This is a genomic window from Lentzea sp. NPDC059081 (assembly GCF_042738015.1).
Classification (GTDB): domain Bacteria; phylum Actinomycetota; class Actinomycetes; order Mycobacteriales; family Pseudonocardiaceae; genus Lentzea.
Genome location: NZ_JBHYGW010000020.1, coordinates 1 through 24,957 on the forward strand (window position 1 = coordinate 1; position 24,957 = coordinate 24,957).

At 70.0% G+C, this 24,957-nt stretch carries 25 protein-coding genes; 17 read left to right on the forward strand and 8 right to left on the reverse strand.

Going from position 1 to position 24,957, the window contains the following annotated elements; genetic code table 11:
* Window positions 1-357 precede the first annotated feature (357 nt).
* Entirely contained in the window at window positions 358-1,176 is an 819-nt protein-coding gene (locus ACFWV3_RS32820) for a lytic murein transglycosylase (protein ID WP_382417019.1), read from the reverse strand.
* A 131-nt stretch (window positions 1,177-1,307) separates the two neighbouring features.
* On the opposite strand from ACFWV3_RS32820, the gene efeU reads away from it, so the two are divergent.
* Genes efeU through efeB form a run of 3 tightly spaced genes read left to right on the forward strand, consistent with a single transcriptional unit; the run spans window position 1,308 to window position 4,512 of the window.
* A complete protein-coding gene (gene efeU / locus ACFWV3_RS32825) occupies window positions 1,308-2,132 on the forward strand; it encodes an iron uptake transporter permease EfeU (protein WP_382417021.1) in 825 nt (274 codons plus the stop codon).
* A gap of 8 nt (window positions 2,133-2,140) precedes the next feature.
* Window positions 2,141-3,268 (forward strand): iron uptake system protein EfeO, encoded by a 1,128-nt coding sequence (efeO, locus tag ACFWV3_RS32830; protein ID WP_382417023.1) that lies wholly within the window; start codon window positions 2,141-2,143, stop codon window positions 3,266-3,268.
* Entirely contained in the window at window positions 3,265-4,512 is a 1,248-nt protein-coding gene (gene efeB, locus ACFWV3_RS32835; protein ID WP_382417024.1) for an iron uptake transporter deferrochelatase/peroxidase subunit, read from the forward strand. Before efeO ends, efeB begins: the two co-directional genes overlap by 4 nt.
* A gap of 3 nt (window positions 4,513-4,515) precedes the next feature.
* On the opposite strand, the gene ACFWV3_RS32840 is transcribed toward efeB, so the two are convergent.
* From ACFWV3_RS32840 to ACFWV3_RS32855, 4 genes are all read right to left on the reverse strand, one after another.
* The gene (locus ACFWV3_RS32840; protein WP_382417025.1) at window positions 4,516-5,721 is read right to left on the reverse strand and encodes a hypothetical protein; all 1,206 of its coding nucleotides are present in this window, start codon (window positions 5,719-5,721) and stop codon (window positions 4,516-4,518) included.
* Window positions 5,722-5,804: 83 nt separating this feature from the next.
* Entirely contained in the window at window positions 5,805-7,028 is a 1,224-nt protein-coding gene (locus ACFWV3_RS32845; RefSeq protein ID WP_382417027.1) for a hypothetical protein, read from the reverse strand.
* A gap of 212 nt (window positions 7,029-7,240) precedes the next feature.
* Complete coding sequence (locus ACFWV3_RS32850) at window positions 7,241-7,621, reverse strand: tetratricopeptide repeat protein (protein WP_382417028.1); 381 nt, start codon at window positions 7,619-7,621, stop codon at window positions 7,241-7,243.
* 78 nt (window positions 7,622-7,699) lie between these two features.
* The gene (locus tag ACFWV3_RS32855) at window positions 7,700-8,839 is read right to left on the reverse strand and encodes a MalY/PatB family protein (protein ID WP_382417029.1); all 1,140 of its coding nucleotides are present in this window, start codon (window positions 8,837-8,839) and stop codon (window positions 7,700-7,702) included.
* Window positions 8,840-8,889: 50 nt separating this feature from the next.
* Here ACFWV3_RS32855 and ACFWV3_RS32860 point away from each other — a divergent pair, with 50 nt between their 5' ends.
* The 3 genes from ACFWV3_RS32860 to ACFWV3_RS32870 are packed head-to-tail and all read left to right on the forward strand — an operon-like array spanning window position 8,890 to window position 11,706.
* On the forward strand, window positions 8,890-9,336 hold the full coding sequence (locus tag ACFWV3_RS32860; RefSeq protein WP_382417031.1) for an Lrp/AsnC family transcriptional regulator: 447 nt from the start codon (window positions 8,890-8,892) through the stop codon (window positions 9,334-9,336).
* A 40-nt stretch (window positions 9,337-9,376) separates the two neighbouring features.
* Complete coding sequence (locus tag ACFWV3_RS32865) at window positions 9,377-10,915, forward strand: BTAD domain-containing putative transcriptional regulator (RefSeq protein ID WP_382417033.1); 1,539 nt, start codon at window positions 9,377-9,379, stop codon at window positions 10,913-10,915.
* 50 nt (window positions 10,916-10,965) lie between these two features.
* Window positions 10,966-11,706 (forward strand): SDR family NAD(P)-dependent oxidoreductase, encoded by a 741-nt coding sequence (locus ACFWV3_RS32870; protein WP_382417035.1) that lies wholly within the window; start codon window positions 10,966-10,968, stop codon window positions 11,704-11,706.
* Here ACFWV3_RS32870 and ACFWV3_RS32875 read toward each other — a convergent pair.
* On the reverse strand, window positions 11,691-12,392 hold the full coding sequence (locus ACFWV3_RS32875; RefSeq protein ID WP_382417037.1) for an alpha/beta fold hydrolase: 702 nt from the start codon (window positions 12,390-12,392) through the stop codon (window positions 11,691-11,693). The two genes, ACFWV3_RS32870 and ACFWV3_RS32875, sit on opposite strands and share 16 nt — an antisense overlap.
* 16 nt (window positions 12,393-12,408) lie before the next feature.
* Here ACFWV3_RS32875 and ACFWV3_RS32880 point away from each other — a divergent pair, with 16 nt between their 5' ends.
* The 8 genes from ACFWV3_RS32880 to ACFWV3_RS32915 all read left to right on the forward strand — a co-directional run bounded on the left by ACFWV3_RS32880 (window position 12,409) and on the right by ACFWV3_RS32915 (window position 19,341).
* Entirely contained in the window at window positions 12,409-13,629 is a 1,221-nt protein-coding gene (locus ACFWV3_RS32880; RefSeq protein ID WP_382417038.1) for a cytochrome P450, read from the forward strand.
* Window positions 13,630-13,665: 36 nt separating this feature from the next.
* Window positions 13,666-14,334 carry a hypothetical protein gene (locus ACFWV3_RS32885; protein ID WP_382417040.1) on the forward strand — a complete coding sequence of 223 codons (669 nt, stop codon included), beginning with the start codon at window positions 13,666-13,668 and terminating at the stop codon, window positions 14,332-14,334.
* Between the two features lie 176 nt (window positions 14,335-14,510).
* Window positions 14,511-15,797: a phosphopyruvate hydratase gene (gene eno / locus ACFWV3_RS32890; protein WP_382417042.1), complete on the forward strand. Its 1,287-nt coding sequence runs from the start codon at window positions 14,511-14,513 to the stop codon at window positions 15,795-15,797.
* 133 nt (window positions 15,798-15,930) lie between these two features.
* The gene (locus ACFWV3_RS32895; protein ID WP_382417044.1) at window positions 15,931-16,296 is read left to right on the forward strand and encodes a septum formation initiator family protein; all 366 of its coding nucleotides are present in this window, start codon (window positions 15,931-15,933) and stop codon (window positions 16,294-16,296) included.
* Window positions 16,272-16,769 carry a DUF501 domain-containing protein gene (locus ACFWV3_RS32900; RefSeq protein WP_382417046.1) on the forward strand — a complete coding sequence of 166 codons (498 nt, stop codon included), beginning with the start codon at window positions 16,272-16,274 and terminating at the stop codon, window positions 16,767-16,769. The genes ACFWV3_RS32895 and ACFWV3_RS32900 overlap by 25 nt, the downstream gene beginning before the upstream one ends.
* A 162-nt stretch (window positions 16,770-16,931) precedes the next feature.
* On the forward strand, window positions 16,932-18,236 hold the full coding sequence (locus ACFWV3_RS32905; RefSeq protein ID WP_382417298.1) for a lytic transglycosylase domain-containing protein: 1,305 nt from the start codon (window positions 16,932-16,934) through the stop codon (window positions 18,234-18,236).
* Window positions 18,237-18,339: 103 nt separating this feature from the next.
* The gene (locus ACFWV3_RS32910; protein ID WP_382417048.1) at window positions 18,340-19,170 is read left to right on the forward strand and encodes a helix-turn-helix domain-containing protein; all 831 of its coding nucleotides are present in this window, start codon (window positions 18,340-18,342) and stop codon (window positions 19,168-19,170) included.
* Between the two features lie 12 nt (window positions 19,171-19,182).
* On the forward strand, window positions 19,183-19,341 hold the full coding sequence (locus ACFWV3_RS32915) for a DUF397 domain-containing protein (RefSeq protein ID WP_382417050.1): 159 nt from the start codon (window positions 19,183-19,185) through the stop codon (window positions 19,339-19,341).
* 47 nt (window positions 19,342-19,388) lie between these two features.
* Here the strand turns inward: ACFWV3_RS32915 and ACFWV3_RS32920 are convergent, their stop codons facing one another.
* Both ACFWV3_RS32920 and ACFWV3_RS32925 read right to left on the reverse strand, forming a co-directional pair.
* Window positions 19,389-20,975 (reverse strand): hypothetical protein, encoded by a 1,587-nt coding sequence (locus ACFWV3_RS32920; protein WP_382417052.1) that lies wholly within the window; start codon window positions 20,973-20,975, stop codon window positions 19,389-19,391.
* Window positions 20,972-22,474: a hypothetical protein gene (locus ACFWV3_RS32925; RefSeq protein ID WP_382417054.1), complete on the reverse strand. Its 1,503-nt coding sequence runs from the start codon at window positions 22,472-22,474 to the stop codon at window positions 20,972-20,974. Before ACFWV3_RS32925 ends, ACFWV3_RS32920 begins: the two co-directional genes overlap by 4 nt.
* A gap of 313 nt (window positions 22,475-22,787) precedes the next feature.
* Between ACFWV3_RS32925 and ACFWV3_RS32930 the strand changes: the two genes are divergently transcribed.
* Genes ACFWV3_RS32930 through ACFWV3_RS32940 form a run of 3 tightly spaced genes read left to right on the forward strand, consistent with a single transcriptional unit; the run spans window position 22,788 to window position 24,936 of the window.
* Window positions 22,788-23,207, forward strand: a complete 420-nt coding sequence (locus ACFWV3_RS32930) for a helix-turn-helix domain-containing protein (RefSeq protein ID WP_382417056.1) — start codon at window positions 22,788-22,790, stop codon at window positions 23,205-23,207.
* Entirely contained in the window at window positions 23,204-23,764 is a 561-nt protein-coding gene (locus tag ACFWV3_RS32935) for an ImmA/IrrE family metallo-endopeptidase (protein ID WP_382417058.1), read from the forward strand. The genes ACFWV3_RS32930 and ACFWV3_RS32935 overlap by 4 nt, the downstream gene beginning before the upstream one ends.
* On the forward strand, window positions 23,761-24,936 hold the full coding sequence (locus ACFWV3_RS32940) for an MAB_1171c family putative transporter (RefSeq protein WP_382417060.1): 1,176 nt from the start codon (window positions 23,761-23,763) through the stop codon (window positions 24,934-24,936). The genes ACFWV3_RS32935 and ACFWV3_RS32940 overlap by 4 nt, the downstream gene beginning before the upstream one ends.
* Window positions 24,937-24,957 lie beyond the last annotated feature (21 nt).

The following is a 24,957-nucleotide window of genomic DNA, read 5'->3' on the forward strand; positions in this document are numbered from 1 at the left end:
GGTTGACACCCCTCCTCGCGCGCGGCTAAACGCCGGCACTGCTCGTGACGGGACCACCCCACCAGCCAGGTATGGAAAAGGCGGCTCGGCTTCGCCGTCGCTTCGGCTCGCCTTCGGCCTCGGGGCTGAGGGGCGGCTCGCCTTCGGCCTTGCGGGCGGGTCGCATTCGGTCTTGCGGGTGGATGGCTTCGCCATCGTGTGCCTGCCGTGGCCATCTGTTCGGCTTCGCGGGAGTGTCAGACCCCGTCTGTAGGTTGGGTCGCGGGGGAGCCGAAACCACGGGGGACCCCTGCGTCAGCGCGCCCGCTACGCCCGGCATGCCCGCTACCTCGGCATCCCGCGCCACCGGCATCCGCGCTACTGCGGCGTGCTCGCCCTCGCGTACGCGTCCGCACCGCTGAACACGTTCTGGCCGTACTCCACCGAGTTGTTGTACGTCAGCACCGCTGCCCACCAGCCCTGGCCCGTGCCCAGGTCGCGGGCGCCGCCTCCGCACAGGTAGTTCGCCGCTGTCAGGGCCGCGTCGTCGATGTTCTGCGGGTCTGCCGGCTGGCCGTCGCCCGCTGCTCGTTTCGCCCAGCGGTTCCAGGTGCCCGGGATGAACTGCATCGGGCCCACGGCTCGGTCCCACGTCGTGTCGCCGTCCAGGCGGCCGCCGTCCGTGTCGTGGATGGCCTTCACGCCTGGGGCGCCGTCCAGGGGGATGCCGATGATCGGGCGGCTCGGGAGGCCGTTGTCCTGGAGTTTGGCGCCGTTGATGTTGCCGTGGTGCGACTCGATCCTGCCGATGCCGGCCAGGGTGGCCCAGGAGATGCGGCAGGCCGGGAACTCTCGTTGCATCGCCAGGTCTGCTGAGGCGTAGGCGTGCAGGGCTCGGCGGGGGATGTCGGTCTTCGACGCCACTCGGGTTGCCCAGTCGGTCAGGGGGTTGGCGTCCTGCGGGGTGCCGGGGGCCGCTGCGTTGCCCGGTGCCGCTTCGCCGGGGGAGACGTCCTGGATGGGGACCAGGAACGGGGGTGGGCCCAGCGGAGCTGCGTCTTTTCTGTTCAGGGCGCCCAGGCCCCAGGCGCCCGCGGCCACCACGACGATCAGGAGCAGCACCAGGACGATGCGGCCGAAGATGTTGCCGTTGCGGGGGCGGGGGGCGGCTTTCGGGGGCGAGGGCGACTGGACCACGAGACCCAGGCTACGTGCTCGGACCAAGTCGCGAGCGGCTCAAGAGTGATGCAAACGGCACCGTTGGCGGCTGGACAATCAGGTGAGCCTTACCTTAAATAAGGCCGACCTAATTTCACGGAGGCGTCGGGATGCTGTTTGCCAATGGCCTGATCGGGCTGCGCGAGGGGCTGGAGGCCGCCCTCGTCGTGAGCATCCTGATCGCATTCCTCGTGAAGACCGACCGGAGGTACGCCCTCAAATGGGTGTGGCTCGGTGTCGGGGCGGCGGTGGCGTTGTCGGTGGCGGCCGGGGCGGTCATCACCTTCAGTGCTGCCGGCATGACGTTTGAGCAGCAGGAAGCGTTCGGCGGGACGATGTCGATCATCGCGGTCGCGTTCGTCACGGGAATGATCTTCTGGATGCGGAAGGCGGCCAAGACGATCGCGGCCGAGCTGCGCGGGAAATTGGACGAAGCACTCCAAATCGGACCGCTCGCCATTGTCGTTGTGTCCCTTTTGTCGGTTGGTCGGGAAGGGTTGGAGACGGCTGTCTTCTTCTATTCCAGCGTGCAGGCCGCCGGGGGCGGGACGACCGAGCCGCTCCTCGGTTTTCTGGGGGGCATCGCGGTTGCTGTGGTGATCGCCGCACTTCTGTACCAGGGCGCGATTCGATTCGATCTTGGAAAGTTCTTCACCGTCACGGGTGTGCTGCTCGTGTTCGTGGCGGCGGGCGTGCTCAGCTACGGGATCCACGACCTGCAGGAGGCCGCGATCCTGCCGGGGCTGAACACGCTGGCGTTCGACATCAGCGACACCCTGCCGGAGGACTCCTGGTACGGGGCGCTGCTCAAGGGCTTCTTCAACTACTCGCAGCGCACGTCCGTGCTGCAGGCCGTCGCGTGGGTCGCCTACGTGGGGGTCGTCCTGTCCCTGTTCCTCATCCGGCCGCGCCGCCGCGCTGCCGTGTCCAACTGATCGATGGAGTGGCAACCGTGCGCAAAGCAGTGGTCATCCTGGGCTCGCTCGCGGTGCTGGCGGCGTGTGGCAACGGCGGCACGAGCAGCAGTGCGAGCGGCAACATCGCCGTCGAGGCGAGTGACGACGCCTGCAAGGTCGCCAAGACCGAGGCGGCGACCGGCAACGTCACGTTCGAGGTGACCAACAAGGGCTCCAAGGTCACCGAGTTCTACCTCTACGCCGAGGGCGACCGGATCCTCGGCGAGGTCGAGAACATCGGGCCGGGGCTCAGCCGCAAGCTGATCGTCGAGGTCACCGAGTCCGGCAAGTTCCAGACCGCCTGCAAGCCCGGCATGAAGGGCGACGGCATCCGCGGCGACTTCACCGTCACGGGCGACAGCAAGAAGTCCACCGACGGCAACGCGCTGCTGGCCGAGGCGACCAAGAGCTACCAGCGCTACGTCACCTCGCAGGCCGACCAGCTGCTCGTGAAGACCGAGGAGTTCGTCAACGCCGTCAAGGCCAAGAAGGTCGACGACGCCAAGGCGCTCTTCCCCGTGTCGCGCACGTACTGGGAGCGCATCGAGCCCGTCGCGGAGAGCTTCGGCGACCTCGACCCCAAGATCGACGGCCGCGAGGACGTCATCGAGGACGGCATGGCGTTCACCGGCTACCACCGGCTGGAGAAGGACCTGTGGGAGTCCGGGCTGCAGGCCGACTCCGAGAAGATCGCGGACGAGCTGCTCGTCGACGTCAGGGAGATCGTGTCCAAGGCCAAGACGGTCGAGCTGACGCCCGTGCAGCTCGCCAACGGCGCCAAGGAGCTGCTCGACGAGGTCGCCACCGGCAAGATCACCGGTGAGGAGGACCGCTACTCGCACACGGACCTCTGGGACTTCCGCGCGAACGTGGACGGCTCGCAGGCCGCGATCGCCGCGCTGCGCCCGGCCGTGGAGCAGAAGGACAAGGCGCTCGTGTCCACTTTGGACGCGAAGTTCAAGGCGCTCGACGAGGCGCTGGAGAAGTACCGCGAGGGCGACGGCTTCAAGTCCTACACCGCGCTGTCGCAGGACGACGTCAAGACGCTCGCCGAGGCCGTCGACGCGCTCGGCGAGCCGGTCAGCAAGGTCGCGGAAGTGGTGTCCGCCAAGTGACCGAGGTGTCGCGGCGCAGGCTGCTCGGGTTCGCGGGCGCCGGTGTGGCGCTCGCGGGCGCGGGCGCCGCTGCCGGGGTGCTGGCGTCCGGTGCGGCGCCGGCTGTTGAGAACGTGGCCGCGGCGAAGGTGCCGTTCCGCGGTGACGTGCAGGCGGGTATCACCACGCCGGCGCAGGACCACATGCACTTCGTGGCGCTGGACGTGAAGACCAAGGACCGCGTCGAGCTGGTGGAACTGCTCAAAGAGTGGACCCTGGCCGCGGAACGGATGACCGCCGGTCAGGAGGCCGCGGAGAACGGCGCGGTCGGCGGCAACGCCGAGGCGCCGCCGAAGGACACCGGGGAGGCGCTCGACCTGCCCGCGTCCGCGCTGACCATCACGATCGGGTTCGGGCCGTCGTTGTTCGACGACCGGTTCGGGCTCGCGTCGAAGCGGCCGGAGCGGTTGATCGACCTGCCGAGGTTCCCGAAGGACGACCTGGACCCGGCGCGCAGCAACGGTGACATCTGCATCCAGGCCTGCGCGAACGACCCGCAGGTCGCCGTGCACGCCGTGCGCAACCTGGTCCGCATCGGGTTCGGCAAGGTCGCGGTCCGCTGGTCGCAGCTGGGGTTCGGCCGCACCTCGTCGACCACGCGCGAGCAGGCCACGCCGCGCAACATGTTCGGGTTCAAGGACGGCACGCGCAACATCAAGGCCGAGGACACCGACCACCTGCGCAACCACGTGTGGGTGGCGAAGGAGGACGGCCCCGACTGGCTCGTCGGCGGCACGTACCTGGTGACGCGCCGGATCCGCATGCACATCGAGATCTGGGACCGCACGTCGCTGACCGAGCAGGAGCAGATCGTCGGCCGCACCAAGGGCGAGGGCGCGCCGCTGGGTCAGGCGAAGGAGTTCGACGAGCCGGACCTGCACGTGCGGGGCGCGGGCGGGGTGCCGTTGATCGGCGAGATCGCGCACATCCGGCTCGCGTCGCCGGAGTCGTTGAACGGGGCCAGGATCCTGCGCCGCGGCTACAACTTCACCGACGGCTCCGACGGGCTCGGGCACCTCGACGCAGGCCTGTTCTTCATCGCCTTCAACCGCGACACGCGCACGCAGTTCGTGCCGATGCAACAAGCTTTGTCCACAAAGGACGACATGATGGAGTACGTGGAGCACACGGGGTCCGGTCACTTCGCGGTGCCACCGGGCGTGCGGCCCGGTGGCTACTGGGGCGAGACCCTGTTCGGGAGCTGACGGTCAGGAGGCCGTCATGAGCCGGACGTCGTGGGCCGCGATCTGGACCGTGATGTCCGGGAACACGATCCGCTGCGAGCACTGGCGGGTGCTGCTCTCCGGCACCCCGCTGCACTGGCGGATGTCGGCCTGGTTGAGCGAGATCGCGGTCAGCGTGCCGCGGGCGACGAGCTTGTCGCCGGGCCGCACGGAGAAGACCGGGCCGCCGCTGTCGCCGTTGCCGCCCGCGCTGAAACCGCCGCGGTGGGTCGCGTCGACCAGGTTCTGCACGCAGCCGAAGTCGGCGAAGCAGAGGGTCATGCCGGTGGCGGTGGCCTGGATCTCGCAGATGGTGCCGGAGTACGCGCCGGAGTCGCACAGCCAGTCGCCGGGCAGCGTGGTCGAGGCGGCGACGACGTCGAGCCCGTACTGGTTGGCGGTGCCGGTGTCCAGCTCGGTCTGGATCGAGTCGCCGATCCAGACCCGCGGCTCCAGGCCGCTGACGCGGATGATCTCGCTGTCCGACGCCACCGAACGGGACTCGACGTTGCCGATCGGGCCGCCGAAGCCGTTGGTGTAACCGCTGCCGAGCTCGCCGCAGTGCGCGGCCGTCATGAGCTTGGCGCCGCCGCTCGAGCCGACCATCGCGAAGCCGGAGCTGCAGGCGCCCTGCGGCACCCCGGTCACGTAGTTCTCGATGTACGCGCCGCCCTTGAAGCCGGGGGCGTCCGCGAGGCGGGACGCCGCGAGCTCGAACCCGCCGGACGCCACGTCGACGGCGACCGAACTGCTCACCGCGGACCGGGCCGACAGCCCGGCGTTGCGCGTGACGGCGAGGCCGCTGCCGTCGTACTTGGCGGCGACGCTCTGGACCGAACCGGTCCTGGCCAGCCGCGCGGCCTCGGCCTTGAGCTCGGCCTCGGAGTACTGGGCGGAGTGGACCCGCACGGTCAGGCCCTGCGTCTTGGCGACGGCCGCGGCCGCGTCCACCTGGGCCGGTGCCGCGCCCTTCCAGTACACGTCGAGCGTCTTGCTGCCGGCGTCGACGTGCAGGCCGCTGAACCCGTCCGTCCTGGCGATGCGGCCGGCGATCTCGTGGAGCTGGTCCTGGGTCGCCATCAGTGCGACGACCTCGGGGGAGATCGGTCCGGTGTGCTGGGCGAGAGCCGGCGTGGCCGGCGTCAGCACCGCGGCTGCGATCGCGGCGACTGCGGTCAGTCGTTTCTTCATCGTTCCCCAGTTTTCGTGTGTGGAAAACAGACCGGCGACCCCAGGTCCACAATGGAGCGGGGGTCGCCGGTTCGGTTGGTGGGTCAGCCGATCGTCTTGATCCGGACGTTGTGGTCGGCCAGCTGCGCCACGATGTCCGGGAAGATGATCCGCTGCGAGCACCGGCGGCCGTTCTCCGCCGGGACGCCGCTGCACTGGCGCAGGTCGGATGCCGCGACCGAGATGGCGGTCAGGGTGCCGCGGGCGACGAGCCGGTCACCGGGCTGCTGCACGGAGAAGATCGGGCCACCGCTGTCGCCGTTGCCGCCGGCGCTGTAACCACCCTGGTGCACGGCCTCGACCGAGTTGTTCACGCAGCCGAAGTTGGTGAGGCAGATCGTCAGACCCGTCTGCGTGGCGCGGATCTCGCAGATGGTGCCGGAGTACGAACCGGAGTCGCACAGCCAGTCGCCGGCGATCGTGGCGGACGAGCCGATGACGTCCAGGCCGTACTGGTTGGCCCTGCCCGTCTCCAGCTCGGTCTGGATCGAGTCGCCGATCCACACGCGCGGCTGGCCCGTGGCGCCGATGATCTCGCTGTCCGACGCCACCGAGCGCGTCTCGACCGAGCCGATGAAGTCGAGGTTGCCGGTGGTGTAGTAGCTGCCGAGGTTGCCGCAGTGGGCGGCCGTCAGGATCTTGTCGGCGCCCGTGGCGTTGTTGACCACCGCGAAGCCGGAGGTGCAGGCACCCTGGACGGCGCCGCCCGAGTAGTTCTCGATGTACGCGCCACCCTTGTAGGGCGCGGAGTCGAAGAAGCGGGACGCGGCCAGCGCGACCTCGCCGGACTCGACCTCGACGGCCACGGAGCTCTGCACGGCGGACTTCGCGGAGAAGCCGGACGACGCCTGCTTCACGGTGAGGCCGCTGCCGTCGTACTTGGCGGCGACGCTCTGGACCGAGCCGGTCCTGGCCAGGCGCGCGGCCTCTGCCTTCAGCTCGGCCTGGGAGTACTTCGCGGAGTGGACCTGCACGGTGAGGCCCTGCACCTTGGCGGCAGCGGCGGTCGAGGTGACCTTGGCCGGTGCCTTGCCCTTCCAGTAGACGTTGAGCGTCTTGGTGCCGGCGTCGACGTACAAGCCGCCGAAGCCGTTGCCTCTCTCCACTCTCTCGGCGATCTTGTGGAGCTTGTCCTGCGTCGCCATCAGCGCCTTGACCTCAGGCGTGATCGCGGACGGACCGGTGGCGGCCTGCGCGAGCGACGGTGCCGCCGTCGCCAGCAGTGCCGCGGTGGCGGTGACCGCCGCCAGTGCCGAAAGCCTCTTCATCTTCACTGCACGAACCCCTTTGTCGCGGCCTTTGAAGGCACACCGAATCGAGGGCAGCGCACACCGCGCTCACGGTTGGATCCCCCCAGATCCGGCGGCCGTCAGAACGCTGTGCGCGTCCCCCCGGTGGCCTCACAGAGAACTTAGTCGCTCACGGACCGTTGAACATGCGTCCATTCGGGGCAACCCGCTGAAGAGTCCTCAGTGGACAGTCAGTTCCGGTCCCGTTCGACGGCCATGCGGGCGCGGACCTCGCCCAGTGCTTCCTGATACTCAGGAGAGGGGTTCATCGCGACGGCCATCCGCAGCTGGGCCAGCGCCTCCGGCAGCCTGGCCAGCCGCTGCAGCGTCTTGCCCAGCGCGAACCGCGCGTAGTGGTCGCTCGGGTCGAGGTCGAGCACCTTGCGGAAGGCCTCCTCTGCCCGGTGGAGCTGAGCGGACCCGAGGTACGCCCGGCCGGCCAGCAGCTGCACCGACGGCGCGTCCCCCGCCTCGTCCAGCACCTGCTTCAGCTCGCGCAGGGCGTCGAGAGGCCGGCGCTGTGCGAGCAACGCCTCCGCCTTCCTGAACGCCTCGAAGGTGCCGTCCGTCATTCGATCAACGTTACCCACCGATCCCCGGTTCTTCGACTGCCGTCCGGGCGACAGAACTCGAAGGAGTGGACGAACCGGTCAGCCGAGTCCAGTTGGGACGTTCCGCGCCCGTGCCATCCTGCGCACCGCTTCCACCAGCACCTCGGGCGTCGTGGCGAGGTTCATCCGCACATGGCCCGCGCCACCGGTCCCGAACGGCATCCCCGGGTTGAGCGCGACCTTCCCGTGCTTGAGGAACGTCCTGGCGGGGTCGTCGCCGAGCCCCAGCCCGCGGCAGTCCAGCCAGGCCAGGTAGGTGCCCTGCCCCGGCGCGTACCGGACCTCTGGCAGGTGCTCGGCCAGCAGGCCGGTGAGCAGCCGGCGGTTCTCGTCCAGCCCCTCCAGCAGTGCGTCCAGCCAGTCGACACCGTCCGTGAACGCCGCGGTGTGCGCGAGAACGCCGAGGTGGCTGGCGCCGTGGCCCACCTCCTCCGGCAGGCGCGCGAGGTCGCCGGCCGACTGCGGTCCCGCCACGGCCAGCGCGGCCTTGAGCCCCGCGAGGTTCCACGCCTTGGAGGCCGACATGAGCGACAACCCGTCACCCGCGACGCTGAGGTACGGCACGAACCCGCTGGCGATCGGTGCGTGGATCTCGTCCACGACGACCCGCACGCCGTGCTCACGGGCGAGCAACGCGACCTGCTCCAGCTCGGCACGGGTGTGCACGGTGCCGGTCGGGTTCTGCGGGTTGCACAGGAGGTACGCCGAGCCCCGGCCCGCCCGCGCGAACGCCCGCTCCAGCGCGCCGAGGTCGATCCGCGCCGCCGAGTCGAGCGGAGCCTCCACGACCTTCCGCCCCATCGACTCGACGAACTGGTAGAAGGGCGGGTAGACCGGGCAGTTGACGACGACGGGCGCGTCCCGGTGCGAGACCAGCCGGAGCATCTCGACGACGCCCAGCATCACGTCCGGCACGATCGCCGTGCGCTCCACGGCGGGTTCCCAGCCCCACCTGCGCCGCGCGAACCCCGCCAACGCCTCGGCGTACCCGGTCCCGCTGGGATATCCGGTGTCGCCGATCGCCACGGCGTCGGTGATCGCCCGCGCCACCGGCTCGGCGAGCGGCACGTCCATCTCCGCCACCCACACCGGCAGCACGTCCTCGGGGTAGCGGCGCCACTTCATGCTCGTGCGGTGGCGCAGGTCGGCCAAGGTCAGCTCGCGCAACGGGTTCCCCATGCGCAAAAAGCTAGGGGAACCTCCGCGCAAGGTGTTTGCGTTCTTCGCGCATGGACGCCGTGGACTGCAAAATCCTTGCCGAGCTCCAGCGCGACGGCCGCATCACCGTCACCGACCTGGCCGGCCGCGTGCGGCTGAGCATCTCCCGCTGCCAGCGCCGCCTGCGCGAGCTGGAACGCGACGGCGTCATCCGCGGCTACCGCGCCGTGGTGGACGCGGCGGCGCTCGGCTTCGGCTTCGAGGCGCTGGTCTTCGCCAAGCTGCGGCTCGACACCATGCACGACTTCGACCGCGCCCTGGCGGACGTGCCGAACGTGGTGGAGGCGCAGCGCCTGTTCGGCAGCCCCGACTACCTGCTGCGCGTGGTCACCGCGGATCTCACGTCGTACCAACGGTTGTACGAGGAGACGCTGGCGAAGCTGCCGGGGGTGCGGGGGCTGACGTCGACGATCGTGATGAAGCACGTGATCGAGCCGCGGCCGTTGCCCGGTCCGTGAGACGGGAAGCCGGGAATCCCCACGCGCGTTGCTTTGTCGCATGAGCCTGCGCTTCTCACTGATGGGTCCGGTACGAGCCTGGCGAGACGACGACGAGATCGACCTGGGTCCGCGCCAGCAACGGGCGGTGCTCGCCGCGTTGCTGCTGAACAACGGCATCCGGTTGAGCAACGACCAGCTGGTCGGCATGGTCTGGGACGCACCCACGCCGAGCGCGGTGATGGCGTTGCGGACGTACATGTACAAGATCCGCAAGGCCCTGCCCGAGCTGGACCTGAGGTCCAGGGACGGCGGCTACACCGTGCGGGCTGAGCTGGTGGACGACTGCCGCGGCGAGCCGTTGGAGGGGCTCCAAGGGATCTACTTCGAGGCGCAACGGGTGCGGCTCGCCGAGCGCCGGCTCCAGTCGCGCGAGGAGTGGCTCGAACGGGAGCTGGACATCCTCGAACTGCAGAAGCACGTCGCGTCCTACCCGCTGCGCGAACGGCCGCGGGCGCTGTTGATGCACGCCCTGTTCCGCGAGGGCAGGCAGGCCGAGGCCCTGGACCACTTCCACCAGGCGCGCGCTCTGCTCACGGAGGAGCTCGGCCTGGAACCCGGACCCGACCTGCGCGAGGCGCACGCCCGGATCCTCCGGGGTGAGCTCCACCTGCCGCGCAGGCCCGAGCAGCTGCCGCCGGACGTCGCCGACTTCACCGGTCGCGCGCACGAGATCGCGCGGGCCCTTGAGGTCCTGCCGGGCACGGTCGGCATCACCGGCATGCACGGCAGCGGCAAGACCGCGCTGGCCGTCCGGATCGGGCACCTCGTCCGGCACCGGTTCCCGGACGGGCAGATCTTCGTGCAGGGCCACGACGTCGCGCACGAGCTGCTGCGCGCGGTCGGCGTCGAGAACCCCGCCGGCGACAAAGCCGCGCTGTGGCGGGAGAAGGCGCGCGGCAAGCGGTTCCTCGTCGTCGTGGACGACCTCCAGGACGTCAGCTCCCTCAAGAACCTGCACGTGCCCGGCTCGGCCCTGGTCGTCACGAGCGTGCGCCGCTGGAACGAGCTGCCCGGCGTGACCTGGCTGAAGATCGCGGGCCTCGCTCCCGCCGAGGCCGGCGAGTTCTTCGGCGAGGTCGCCGGCGCGGCCAAGATCGCCGGCGAGCAGGAGGTCGTGGCACGGGTCCTCGCCCGCGTCTCGCACCTGCCGAACCCGATCCGCGTGCTCGGCGGCAAGCTCAGCGCCCGCCCCAGCTGGACGGCCACGATGCTGCTGACCCAGATGGAACGCGAGACCGTGCTGGGCGACGCGGTCCCGTCCGACTGCCGGGCCGTGCTGGCGCCGATGATCAAGGCCGACGCCCAGCTCACCGAGGCGGAACGGCACCTGCTCGACTGCTTCGCCCGGCGCGGCGACGAGGTGATCAACGTGTGCGAGGCCGCCGAGATGACCGGCGCGGAGATCGGGACGCTCGAACTCCTGCTGGAGTCGCTCGCCGACGTGCACCTGCTCGAACCGCTGGAGCTCGGCCACTACCGCATCCCGGCCTTCGTGCAACTGTTCTACGGCCTGCGCACACTGGCTCCGACCAGCTGATTCACCCGGAATTTATGGCCGGACCATCCGGCGCGGGCACGGTGGCGGACATGTCGACCAAGACCCTCGCGAACCAGAAGGCACTCGTCACCGGAGCCACCTCGGGCATCGGCCGCGCGATCGCGGTCAAGCTCGCCGAGGCGGGTGCCACCGTCTACCTGACCGGCCGCCGCGCCGAGCTCGGCAAGGAGACCGTCGAGCTCATCGAGAAGGCCGGCGGCACCGGTCACTTCATCGTCTCGGACGTCGCGAGCATCGAGGACGTCCGCGCGCTCGCCGAGGAGGTCGGCGACGTCGACGTCCTCGTCAACAACGCCGGCATCTTCCCGTTCTCCTCGACCCCCGAGCAGTCCCTCGAGACCTACCAGCAGGTCTTCGACGTGAACGTGCGCGGCGTCTACTTCCTCACCGCGGCCCTCGCCCCGGCGATGATCGCCAGGAAGAAGGGCTCGATCGTCAACGTCTCGTCGATCGGCGCCGACGTCGGCAACCCGATCACCAGCGTCTACAGCGCGTCGAAGGCGGCGCTGGACGCCCTGACCCGCTCGTGGGCCGTGGAGTTCGGCCCGCACGGCGTCCGGGCCAACTCGGTCGCGCCCGGCCCGATCCGCACCGAGGCCGCCGTCACGCAGGCGGGGGAGGTGTTCGAGAAGGTCAGCGACACCGTCCCGATGAACCGCGTCGGCGAGCCCGAGGAGATCGCGGACGTCGTGCTGTTCCTGGCCTCCGACCAGTCGAGCTACGTCAACGGCGCGGTCGTCCCCGCGGACGGCGGCTACCTCGCGAGCTGAGCCAGCACGGTGTGCAGCGACGAGGGCGACTCGACGTGCACGTTGTGGCCCGCGCCGGGGAACACCACCGGCTCGGGCACCAGCTCCGCCAGGTCCTCCCGCGGGCACATCGGGTCGTTCTCGCCCGCCGCCAGCACGATCTTCGCCTTCGACGCCATGATGAGCCCCGGCAGGTCCGGCCGCCCGACCCCGAAGGCCTTCACGTCCAGCGAAGGCGCCCATCCGCCGTCCACTTCGGACACACCGTGGCGCAGCGGCACACCGGCCATCCTGGACGCCCGCTCGACGGCCTCCGCCTCGCTGCCGAAGACCTTGGCGGGCCGCGCCGCGATCGACGCCGCCTTCTCCAGCTCCTCGTCGGTCCACCGCACCTTGATGCCGACGCCGACGCACGTGGTCACGTCGACCCCGAACCAGCCGCTGGCCAGCGCCAGCGCGACCACCCCGCCCAGCGAGTGCCCGACGACCGCGACGGGTTCGCGCGGGACCACCTCCGCGACCGCGGCCGCGACCGAGCCGAACGAGTAGCGCTCGATCCTCCCGCTCCGCCCGTGACCGGGCAGGTCCGGCACGAGCCAGCTCCCCGGCCACTCCGCGACGACGTCCTCCCACACCTCGCCGGTGGCACCCAGGCCGTGCAGGAGCACCAGCAACGGCCCGTTCCCACCACGTTCGACATGAAGCACGTCAGAATCCCGTTCTATGCGGACCGATGCCGAGCTGATCGCCGACCCGGACACGTATACCTCGGGTGTCCCGCACGACGCACTCACCCGGCTGCGCGAAAAGAACGTCGTGCGCGTGGACGACTTCTGGGCGATCTTCCGGTACGACGACGTCCGGACGGTGTTGCGTTCGCCCGGCGTGTTCTCGTCGCACCGCGGCGCCACCCAGATCCGCGACCCCGCGCCCGCCGACCTCGCCTACGTCCGGCGCATGATGCTCAACCAGGACCCGCCCGCGCACACCCGCCTGCGCCGCATGCTGACCCAGGCCTTCACCCCGCGCGCCGTCGCCCGGCTGGAGTCCGGCATCCGTGCGCACGCACGGGAGATCGTCGCGAACCCGTCCGGCGACTTCGCGGCCGACGTCGCCGACCTGCCGCTGCTGACCCTGGCCGACGTCTTCGGCGTCCCGCGCCAGGACCGCGCGCTGCTCTACGACTGGAGCAACCGCGTGATCGGCTTCCAGGACGCGGAGTACGCCCGGTCGTCCAGCTCCACGGACGGCATGACCGACATGGCCCTGCGAGCCCTGGAGCTCCGCCCCGACGACGGCCGCGATCCGCGTTCGCGAGGCGGCATGCCCGACCTGTACGCGTATGCGCACGCTCTCGGGGCCCACAAGCGCGAGCACCCGTCGGACGACGTCATGAGCAACCTCATGCGCGAGGACATCTCGCTGGAGGAGTTCGAGAACCTGTTCTGGCTGTTCTCGGTGGCGGGCAACGAAACCCTGCGCAACGGGATCCCCGGCGGTCTGATCGCTCTGCTGCAGCACCCGGACCAGTACGCACGGCTGCGCGCGGACCGGTCGTTGCTGCCGGCCGCCGTCGAGGAGATGTTGCGGTGGTGGACGCCCGTCATGCACTTCCGGCGCACGGCGGTGCAGGACGTGGAGCTGTCCGGGGTGCGGATCGCGGCGGGGGACAAGGTCGTCGTCTGGTTCTCGTCGGCCAACCGGGACGAGCGGGTGTTCTCCGACCCCGACCGGTTCGACGTCGGGCGGCGGGAGGCCGACCACCTGAGCTTCGGGCACGGGCCGCACTTCTGCCTCGGGGCGCAGCTGGCGCGGACGCAGATGCGCGCGGTGTTCGACGCCGTGCTGGACCTGCCGGGGGTGCTGGAGCTCGACGGGGAGGTCGTCCGGTTGCGGTCGAACTTCCAGAACGGCGTGAAACACTTGCCCGTGCGGCTAATCTGAGCATTGTTCAGCTTTGCGCTCCGTGGGGGAGAGTTCATGCGTCTCGTCATCGCCGCGTGCGTCATCGCAGTCGCGGCCTGCACACCGAAACCGCCCGCGCCGACGACCGCGCCACCACCGACGACGACGTCCACCGTGTCGACCCCGGACCTGGTCAAGGCGATGGACGCGAAGGTGAAATCGGCCCTGATGCCGGTGGAGGCCTTCACCTTCCCGGCCGAGAAGGTGGTCGATCAGCCGCAGTTGGACGCCGCGCTCGCCACCACCGACGGCAGGCTCAGCGAGGTGTGCCTGGGTGCGCGTGTCGACGTCGGTGTCTCCACTTCGCGCAGGCGGCTGTGGGACGTGGACATCCCCTTCGAACAGCACGTGTTCGGACTGGTCGGGGTTACCACGAAGCACGTCCTCGACACCGTGCGCGCCAAGGCCCGCTCGTGCCAGACCTACGTCGGCGAGAACGGCGCTCCGCTCCGCGAGGTCAAGGCGGACGTCGCGATCCCGGAGTGGGAGGGCATCGACGACTCGTACGCGTTCTGCCAAAGCCTTCCCGAGTACGACGAGGAGGCGTGGGAGTGCGAGGGTTTCATCACGCGCGGCGACCTGATCGTCAAGGTGGCCGTCTCGGCGATAGGTGAGGAGCAGGCGACGCAGTTCCTGCCCGGCCTCATCCGGCTGGCCGTGCCGTACCTGGTGAAGGTGGGCTGACTCGGGGGACTGGGCACCGCCCCGGCCGTCTGGCACGATTCAGACGACCGGCCCCGGCGCTCCACCGCGTTCCACAGTTGATCCACAGCTGCTCCGCAGGTGTCGAGCCCCGCCCGGTCACCTGGCCCAAGTAGGCTCGTCACGACGACGAGACGCAGGAGAAACAGGGAGCGCAAGTGGCGGTCATCGAGCAGGTCGGAGCACGCGAGATCCTTGACTCTCGCGGCAACCCCACCGTCGAGGTCGAGGTGGCGCTGGACGACGGCACGCTGGAGCGCGCGGCTGTTCCGTCGGGCGCGTCCACCGGTGAGCACGAGGCGGTGGAGCTGCGGGACGGCGACGCCAAGCGGTACCTGGGCAAGGGTGTCGAGCGCGCGGTCACCGCGGTGCTCGACGAGATCGGCCCCGAGCTGGTCGGCATCGAGGCCGTCGAGCAGCGCGTCGTCGACCAGAAGCTCGTCGACCTGGACGGCACGCCGGACAAGGGCCGCCTGGGCGCGAACGCCATCCTCGGCGTCAGCCTCGCGGTCGCGAAGGCGGCGGCGACCAGCAGTGGCCTGGAGCTGTTCCGGTACGTCGGCGGCCCGAACGCGCACGTGCTGCCCGTGCCGATGCTGAACATCCTCAACGGTGGCTCGCACGCCGACACCGACGTGGACATCCAGGAGTTCATGATCGCGCCGATCGGCGCGGAGACGTTCCGCGAGGGCCTGCGCTGGGGCACCGAGGTCTACCACGCGCTGAAGTCCGTGCTGAAGAGCAAGGGCCTCGCGACGGGCCTGGGCGACGAGGGCGGTTTCGCGCCGAACCTCGGCAGCAACCGCGACGCGCTCGACCTCATCCTCGAGGCCATCGAGAAGGCCGGCTACCGGCCGGGCCGCGACGTCGCGCTCGCGCTCGACGTGGCCGCCACCGAGTTCTTCTCGGACGGCGCCTACTCGTTCGAGAACAGCAAGCGGTCGGCCGAGCAGATGATCGGCTACTACTCCGAGCTCGTCCGCGACTACCCGATGGTCTCCATCGAGGACCCGCTGTCCGAGGACGACTGGGACGGCTGGGTGCAGATGACCGCCGAGCTGGGCGAGAAGGTCCAGATCGTCGGCGACGACCTGTTCGTCACCAACCCGGAGCGCCTGGAGGAGGGCATCTCCCGCCGCGCCGCCAACGCGCTGCTGGTGAAGGTCAACCAGATCGGCACGCTGTCCGAGACGCTCGACGCGGTCTCGCTGGCCACGTCCTACGGCTACAAGTCGATGATGTCGCACCGCTCGGGCGAGACCGAGGACACGACCATCGCCGACCTCGCCGTCGCGACCGGTGCCGGCCAGATCAAGACCGGTGCGCCCGCCCGCGGTGAGCGCACCGCGAAGTACAACCAGCTCCTGCGCATCGAGGAGAGCCTCGGCGACGCGGCGCGCTACGCGGGCGAGCTCGCGTTCCCGCGCTACACGCCGGAGGCCTGAGGTCATGGCCGAGCGCGCGCGCCGTCCCCGCCGTCCCCGTGAAGAGCGGGAGGCGCGGCCCGCGCGCGCTCGGAAGCCTCCGCGTCCCAAGGCGCCGTCGCGTCGCAGCGACGGCACGGGTGGCGCGTTCGGCATGACGGGAACGCGGCGGGCCGCGATGTTCGCGATGGTGCTGTGCGCACTGGCGTTGAGCATCGCGGTCCCGCTGCGGACCTACCTCTCGCAGCGCGACGAGCTCCGCGACGTCGGGGCCGAGCAGGAGAAGCTGCGCGAGACCGTCGCCGCGCTCGAACAGCGCAAGGCGCAGCTGCAGGACCCCGGTTACGTGGAGATCGAGGCGCGCAAGCGGCTGCACTGGGTGCGGCCGGGCGAGACGCCCTACATCGTGCAACTGCCGGGTGACGAGAGTCGCAACACTGAATCGGAGAGGCCGTCGGGCAAGCCCGCGGCACAAGGGTCTTGGTACGAGGAACTGTGGGAATCGGTGACGCACAAGTAAGTGCTGCTGACCTGGAAACGGTCGCTCAGCAGCTCGGCCGCACGCCGCGCGGGGCACGTGCGATCGCCTCGCGGTGCCCCAGCGGGCACCCGAACGTCGTGCAGACGGCGCCGCGGCTGCCCGACGGGACGCCGTTCCCGACGCTGTACTACCTGACCTGCCCGAAGCTGAACTCGCTGGTCAGCACGCTGGAAGGCGGCGGGCTGATGAAGGAGCAGCAGGAGAGGCTGGCGACCGACCCCGAGCTCGCCGCCGCCTACCTGCGCGCGCACGAGGCGTACCTCGCCGAGCGCGACGCCATCGAGTCGCTGGGCACCCAGGTCACCGCGGGCGGCATGCCGGGCAGAGTCAAGTGCCTCCACGTGCACGTCGCGCACGCCCTCGCGAAGGGCCCCGGGGTCAATCCCATGGGGGACGAGGCCCTGGCACTCTTGAAGGCGCAGGCGCTCTGGCCGACGGGCGACTGTTCGTAACTCCGAGTTAACAGTCAACGGAACCGAACACACGCTTCACTCCGTCTTGGGTACACCTGGTCTCACAAGTGGGGCAGGGTGGAACGGGTCAGCACGGGGGCGTCCGCCGTAACTGCGAGACGGCGCGCCGCGATGACGCACGAGAGGTGAGCATTCGTGGCAATGGCCAAACTGCGCGGGCCCGCGGCGCTGTCCCCGAGGCAAAAGGGGTTCGCCGTTGCCGCGCTCGCCGCGATGCTCGCGCCGTCGCTGGTCGTCGGCACCAAGCTCGTCGACTGGGTCAACCTCTCCAAGCACAACGACATCCCCATCACCCTCGGCACCGCCGACGTCCTGAAGGCGTTGCAGCGCGACCCGTCCGAGCTGGGCGCGTCCGGCCGCCTGCCGCTGTCCGAGGAGCTGAGCGCGGCGCTGCTCGCCGACCTCGAGGACGGCGAGCTCGACGAGACCCTCGACAACGATCCCGGCGCGATCGACGAGTTCCCCGGCGACTACGGCATCCCCGGCGTCGTGCTGGAGGCCTACCTGCGGGCCGAGGACAAGATGGCCCAGCTCGTCCCGGGCTGCAACCTCGACTGGGCGCTGCTCGCCGGCATCGGCAAGATCGAGTCGAACCACGCGAACAACGGCCGGGTGAACGCCGTCGGCGACGCCACCCCCAAGATCCTCGGCCCGGTCCTGAACGGCGCTCCCGGCGTGGCCGCCATCCGCGACACCGACGGCGGCCGCCTCGACGGCGACACCACCTGGGACCGCGCGGTCGGCCCGATGCAGTTCATCCCCGGCACCTGGGCGAGCTTCGGCGGCGACGGCAACGAGGACGGCACCGTCAACCCGAACAACGTCTACGACGCCGCGCTGGGCGCCGGCCGCTACCTGTGCGCGGGCGGCGGCGACCTGAGCAAGCCGAGCGCGCGGGCAGCGGCCGTCTTCCGCTACAACCAGTCGACGTCGTACGTGCAGACGGTCCTCAAGTGGGCCAGGGAGTACAGCGATAACGTCGACGCCCTGCCGCCGCTCACGGACACCGGCAACAACCAGCAGAACCCGAACACGAACAACCCCGGCACGCCTCCGGGAGGCACCGACCCCGGCAACCCCGGCACGTCGAACCCGCCGTCCTCGACGCCGCCGTCGTCCACGCCGCCCTCGTGCCCGACGCCGACCTCGACGACCACGACGACCACCACCACGACGACGTCCCCCTCCACCCCGCCGTCGACGTCCATGTCGTGCCCGCCGTCCTCGACGCCGCCTTCGTCGTCCACCACCACGACGACGACCACGACCACCACGACGACGTCGTCGAACCCGCCGCAGACCGAGCCGTCGACGCCGCCCGCGTCCGAGCCGTCGTCCGGCACCTCCCAGTCGTCGTCCGCGAACAGCAGCAGCGCCACCCCGAACAGCACCGGCAGCGCGGTCGAGCCGACCACCACCAGCCTGGTAACGACCACGCCCAGCTGACCCGGCGTGTCGCGTTGGAGCTCCTCCAAGCCGTACCTCGTTCGGGGCGATTCGGGCAGAAACGTTGGAGCGGAGGGGTTTCCGTCTCCTAGCCTGCGTTCCCATGCCGAAGCGCAACTCGAGCGTGGTGGGCCGTGAGTTCGGCAATGGCGTGCGCGGCGCCATCGAACAGAGCGGCATGACCCAGCGCGGACTCGCCCGCCTGCTGGACTGGCAGGAGGCCAAGGTCTCGGACCTGGTGCAGGGCAAGGGAGGCGTCACCGAGCTGGACGTCGTCCGGCTCCTGTCCTACTGCCGCGCCCCGCACACCGAGGTCGAGCAGATGCTCACCCTGTACCGGGAGTCGCGGGAGAAGGGCTGGCTCCTGTTCCCGGAAGACGGTGTGCCGGACCAGGTCCACTCGCTGATCAGCCAGGAACGCCTCGCCAGCAGGATCACCGTGTGGTCGATGAACCTGGTCCCCGGCCACCTCCAGATAGCGGGCTACATCCGTGCCGCGACGGAGAAAGCGGTGGGTGTCAAAGCGGTCGACGTCGACGCGTTGGTCAGGGCGCGGCTCGAACGTCAGGCGAACTTCCAGCCAGGCCGCGAGTTCGTGTTCTACGTGCACGAACAGGCGCTTCGGCTGCCGATCGGCGGGCCTGACGTCATGCGGGCGCAGCTGACCCACCTCCAACTGGTGGTGATGCGCAACTACATCACCTTCCGCGTCGTGCCGACCGCAATCGGTGCACACGCTGGAATGGCGGGTTCGTTCGTGCGGCTCAGCTATGACAAGTACGAGCCGGTCGTCTTCATCGAGAGCCAGAACTCCGGCCTCTTCCTGGAGGACGAGGGATCGCTGGCCACTTACGCCGAAGTGCTGAAGCGGTTGGATCGGGAGGCTTTGGATGCGGAACAATCGAGGAGGTTGATCACGAGCTTGCTGGACTGAGGAGCGTGCTTCATGTCCGTGTGGCGCAAGAGCAGCTACAGCCCGACCGCCAGCGACTGCGTCGAGGTCGGTCACGGCATCGGCATCCGCGACAGCAAGGCCCCCACCACCCACCTGCCGGTGTCGGAGCAGGCCTGGTCGGCGTTCCTCGACCTCGTGAAGACGCCCTGAACCGGGGCTTCCCGCACCCCCAGCGCGGGAAGCCCCGGTTCAGCCGGTCAGCCCTCTCCGGCGAGGACCCAGTCGCCGATCGGCGACCACGTGGACCAGCCGGAACCGGTGTCGTAGGTGTGGATCAACTTGCCGTCACCGCCGCGGGCGAACACCTCGGTGACGCCGGTGTTCGGGCGGTGGACCCCCAGCGGCTCGCCGCCGAGCGCCCAGTCGCCGATGTTCGACCAGGTGTGCCACTGGTCGCCGACCTTGTAGGTGTGGATCAGCTTGCTGTCGTCACCCCGCGCGAACACCTCGGTGACCCGGGTGTCCGGCCGGTAGAGCGCCGCCGGGTCGCCCCGGAACGTCCAGTTGCCGATGTCCGACCAGGGGAACCACTGACCACCGATCTCGTAGGTGTGGATGAGCTTGCCGTCGGTGCCGCGGGCGAACACCTCCGTGACGCCGTTGTGGGACTGGTAGACCGCCGACGGGTCGCCGGTGAAGGTCCAGTCGCCGATGGTGGACCAGCCGGACCAGCCGGAACCGTTGTTGTAGTTGTGGACGAGCCTGCCGTCGGTGCCGCGGGCGAACACCTCGGTCACCGTGGTGCCGGTGCGCTGGATCGCGACCGGGCTGCTCGCGATCTCCCAGTCGCCGAGGGACGACCAGGTCGACCACGACCCGCCGGTGGTGTAGACGTGGTTGAGCTTTCCGTCCGTGCCGCGGACGAAGACCTCGGTCACCCCGTTGTCCGGTCGGTAGGTCACCGCCGGGTCGCCGGTGAAGGTCCAGTCGCCGATCGGGAACCAGCCGGACCAGCCGGAACCGGTGTTGTAGGTGTGGATGAGCTTGCCGTCGGTGCCGCGGGCGAACACCTCGGTGGTGCCGCTGTCGGGCCGGTGGACCGCGACGGGGTTGCCGCCGAGGCGCCAGTCCCCGATCGTGGACCAGGTCGACCAGCCGCTGCCGCTCTCGTAGGTGTGGATCAGCCGGCCGTCCGCACCCCTGGCGAAGACCTCGGTCACGCCGTTGGCCGGCTGGTAGACCGCCGACAACGCCGACGGCTGGGAGCCGAAGATCCCGAGCGCGGCCACGATCTCGACCGCGTCGTCGGCTTGGACGGCGTACCGGAACCGGTACTCCTCCTTCGGCCGTTGGACGTCGGCGGCGACATCGCCGATCGGTGCCGTCGCCCATGAACCGTGCGGGTAGAACGACTCCATCACGTTGAGGAACGCGTTCGTGGACCAGGCCGGGTTCATGCGCTGCTCACGGGTGCCCCAGGAGCCTCGCTGCTGGAACAGGCCGAGACTGTCCAGGTCGAGCTCGACGTTGACGTTCTCCAGCGTCGACTCGACGATCGCGGTGGCCAGGGCGATCGCCGCCGCCCTGGCGGACAGGCCCCGGTCCTTGACCGCCTGCGTGATCACGCGGGCGCAGGAGACGTTGTACCCGTCCAGAGCGCCCGCCATCTTGCCGGTGAGGCCGGGGTTGACCGACGCGGCGATCGACGCGTCCCGCTGGGTCGGGCCCGCGGGGTCGCAGGCGTCGTGCGGGTACAGATTCGTGGCATTGGCCGGCAGTGCGACGCCGGCTGCCATGGTGAGTGCCGCGATCGTCACCGCCGCGGCGGAGCGGAACCGGCTCATGCCGCACCCCCGGTGAGGATCCAGTCGCCGATCGACGACCAGGGAGACCACGCGCCGTTGTTGTAGGTGTGGATCAGCTTGCCGTCCGCGCCGCGCACGAAGACCTCGAGCACGTTGAGGTTCGGGCGGTACACCGGTGCGGGCTCACCGCCGAGCGTCCAGTCGCCGATGGAGGACCAGCCGAACCACTGACCGCCGCTCTCGTAGTTGTGGACGAGCTTGCCGTCGCCGCCACGGGCGAACACCTCGGTGACACCGGACTGCGGCAGGTGCACCACGGACGGGTTGCCGCGGATGGTCCAGTCGCCGAGCGGCGACCACGTGGACCAGCTGTCGCCGACGTTGTAGGTGTGGATCAGCTTGCCGTCGCCGCCGCGTGCGAAGACCTCGACGGACCCGTTGCCCGGCCGGTAGACGGCGGCCGGCTCACCGGTGAAGGTCCAGTCGCCGATGGAGGACCAGCCGAACCACTGACCCTGGCGCGCGTAGTTGTGGATGAGCTTGCCGTCGCCGCCGCGCGCGAACACCTCCGTGGTGGCCGTGTTCGGGCGGTAGATCGCGACCGGGCTGCTCGCCATCGTCCAGTCGCCGATGATCGACCAGGTCGACCAGGTCCCGCCCGAGCTGTAGGTGTGGATCAGGCTGCCGTCGCCGCCACGGGCGAAGACCTCGGTCACGTTGTTGTGCTCCTGGTGGACGACGCTCGGGTCGCCGGTGATGGTCCAGTCGCCGATGGACGTCCAGGTCGCCCAGCCGTTGCCGCTGTTGTAGGTGTGGATGAGCTTTCCGTCGGTGCCGCGGGCGAACACCTCGGTGGTGTGAATGTTGGGGCGGTAGACGGCAACGGGATCACCGGCGAGCGTCCAGTCCCCGATCGTGGACCACGTCGACCAGCCGGTGCCGTTGTCGTAGGTGTGGATGAGCTTGCCGTCGCCGCCGCGGGCGAAGACCTCGGTCACCCCGCTGTCCGGCTGGTACACCACGGACGGGTGCCGCCGTGCGCTCTGGTCCTCCTCGACGATGTTGTCGTAGCGGTACGGAGGGAACTCGGCCGCGGTGTTCGCCCAGGTGTACTCGCTGTACGTCGTCTCAGGTGGCGTCTGCTCGTAGACCCAGTACCGGGAGTGCACGTCGTCGAGCCAGCCGCCGAAGATCCGGACGTGCCCGTTGTCCCCCTCCGTGCCGGGGCCGCCGTGGAGCAGGATGTCCCCCGGCAGCAGTTCCTCCTTGGAGATGGGGTGGCTCACGTCGGGCAGCGTGACCGTCGACAACCCCGGCTTGGACAGGTTCCACGCCATGGAGACGAAGCCTGAGCAGTCGCGCCGCCAGCCGGACGAGTGCCACGGTTGCAGCTGGCTGTACGGGACCTGCTCGTCGACCCACGTCTTGGCGCGGGCCATGACCTCCCCGCGGGTGATCGGTTCTCCCGCGGCGATCGAGACCGCCTCGAACTGCTCGGTGGAAGGCTGCGGCGCTGCGGTGGCCGTCGGGGCCGTCACGACCACCGAGGCTGACAACGTTGCCAGCGAGAGTAAGATTGCATTGGCAAATCTTCGGATGTTCACGTGCTTCCCCCAGGAAGTTGAGTCTGTGCATGACTCGGCCGGAGGAGGAGTGAGGAGTGCAGAAAACGTGCGCGACCATGTCGTCGACCGGCCCGTGAGCACGGGCAAGCCGGCGACAACCCCCAAGTCCCCCCAGACCTGCCGCCCGGCGGGGACCTCGGCGGGTCCCGGCAGGGCGACGTCAGCGACAATATGGGCGGCCGGAGAACGCTGTCAAGTAAAGTTGAATTAACACATCGGGGGCCTGGTGGTCGCAGGGGATGGCGGGCGGACGCTGGCGGACGCCCTGACCGGCCTGATCGCGAGGAAGGCCGAGCTGGACGGCCAGGACTCGGTCGCGGACCAGGTCATCGGCGAGCACATCGGCAAGTCGCGCACCACCGTGTGGAAGCTGCGAACCGGCCAGGAGACCAACCCGAAGATCGAGACGCTGGAGGCGCTCGCGCGGTTCTTCGGGGTCAGGGTCAGCTACTTCCTGGACGAGGAACGCGCCGCGGCCGCCGACCAGGAGCTCGACTCGCTCGCCGCCGCGCGCCGGTTGCAGGAGGCCGCCGAGCGCAACGGCGTGAAGGGGATCAACGCGCGCCTGGGCAGCCTTTCCCCCGAGAGCCTGTTGACGGTCGCCCGTCTCATCGAGGAGCTCGGCGAGGCGGAGCGGGACGAGTGACCGACCCCCTGCGGTCCGCCGACACCGATCTGGCGACGCTCCGGAGGTTGATCGACGAGGTGCTCGACGGACTGGACTGGCCGGTGCCGTTCGACCTCGACGCCCTGCTCGGTCAGATCTCCGCGCGGCGCGGCAAGCGGATCACCCTCCACCCGGCGCCACTTCCCCGCGACGGTGCGGGCGGTCTCGTCATCGAACGCGAGCGGGACCTCGTGATCGTGTTCGACGACCGGCTGCCGCCGTTGCAGCAGGAGCACGTGATCATGCACGAGGCCGCGCACGTGCTGTTCGAGCACCGCGGCACGTCGCTCGACGACCTCACCGACGAGGAGATGACCGAGCTCGAGCCCGAACTGGCCGACACGGCACGGCGGTTCGCCAAGCGCGACGGGTACTCGGGGGTCGAGGAGAAGGTCGCCGAGATCGCCGCGGCCCTGATGTGGCTGCGGGCCGGTGCCGCCAGGAGCCTCGTGCCCGTGCCGAACCGGTCGGCGGCCGTCGCCGCCGCGAACGCCCGGTTCGAGGCGGCGCTGCTGAACCGGAGAACCGACTCGTGACGGTGCTGCTCGACCCGACGGTGATCTCGTCGGCCGTGGCCACGCTGTGCGCGCTCCACCTGCTGGTGAAGGTGGTGCGGAAGCCGGACAACCGGGCGTTGCGGTCGGTGTGGCTCGCCACCCACTGCTTCGCGGCCGGCCTCTGCCTGGGCCTGCTCAACTACGGAGCCGAGTCGACCCGGCCGGTCCCCGACATCACGCGGTGGACGGCGATCACCCAGCACGTGCTGTCGATGACCGGCGTCTACCTGGGCTACAGCGCGTACGTGTGGATGGCCCGAGAGCACGACGACGCCGCCCGGCACGTCCGCCGGCACGGGATCGGACTGGTGGTCGCACTGGTCACGGCCGTCGTCCCGGTGGTCGTGGCGTCGCCGGAGGACTACACCGCCGCGCACGTCGCGGATTACGGCCACGCGCCGTTGAGCTCCATCTACCTCGCCGTCTTCACCGGGTACATCGCGGTGCTGGTCGGCTGCACCGGCCGGCTGTCGTGGACGTGGTCCCGGCTGGCCGACGAGCCGTGGATCCGGCGCGGCCTGGTCGTGGGAACGGCCGGCTACGCCCTAGCGGCGGTGTACTGCGCGGTGCGCACGACGTTCATCGTCAGGGCCGTCCTCGGCGCCCCGGTCGGTGTCAAGGAAGGCGCGGTCACCGGCTGGCTGATCGCCGCCGCCGTGCCGTTCATGCTGGTGGGGATCACCGTGCCCGGCTGGGGGCCGCGGCTCTCGGCGGCCCTGCGGTGGGGGAGCATGCACCGCACCCACCGGCGGCTCCACCCGCTGTGGCTCGCGTTGACCAGTGCGAACCCGCACGTCCGGATGTCGATCGGGCCGTCGCGGCTCGGCGAGAAGTGGGCCGTCGACAACCTTCCACTGCGGCTGCACCTGCGGGTCGTGCAGATCTGGGACGCCCGCCGCGCGCTGCTCGACCACTGCGACACCGCCGACTACGACCGGGCGCTCGACGACCCGCGCGTGCGCGCGAAAGCCCCGGACGTCCGGGCGGCGTTCGCCGAGGCGGCCATGCTGACGGCCGGCCTGCGCCGCCACCGGGCGGGCGAACCCGCGCCCCGGCGAGGCCCGGACGCGCTGCCCGCCCTGGCCGGCACCGCGGACCTCGCCGCGAACGTGACCTGGCTGCGGCACGTCGCCGCGGGCTTCTCCGGCTGAGCGGGCGGCTGCGTCATGCTT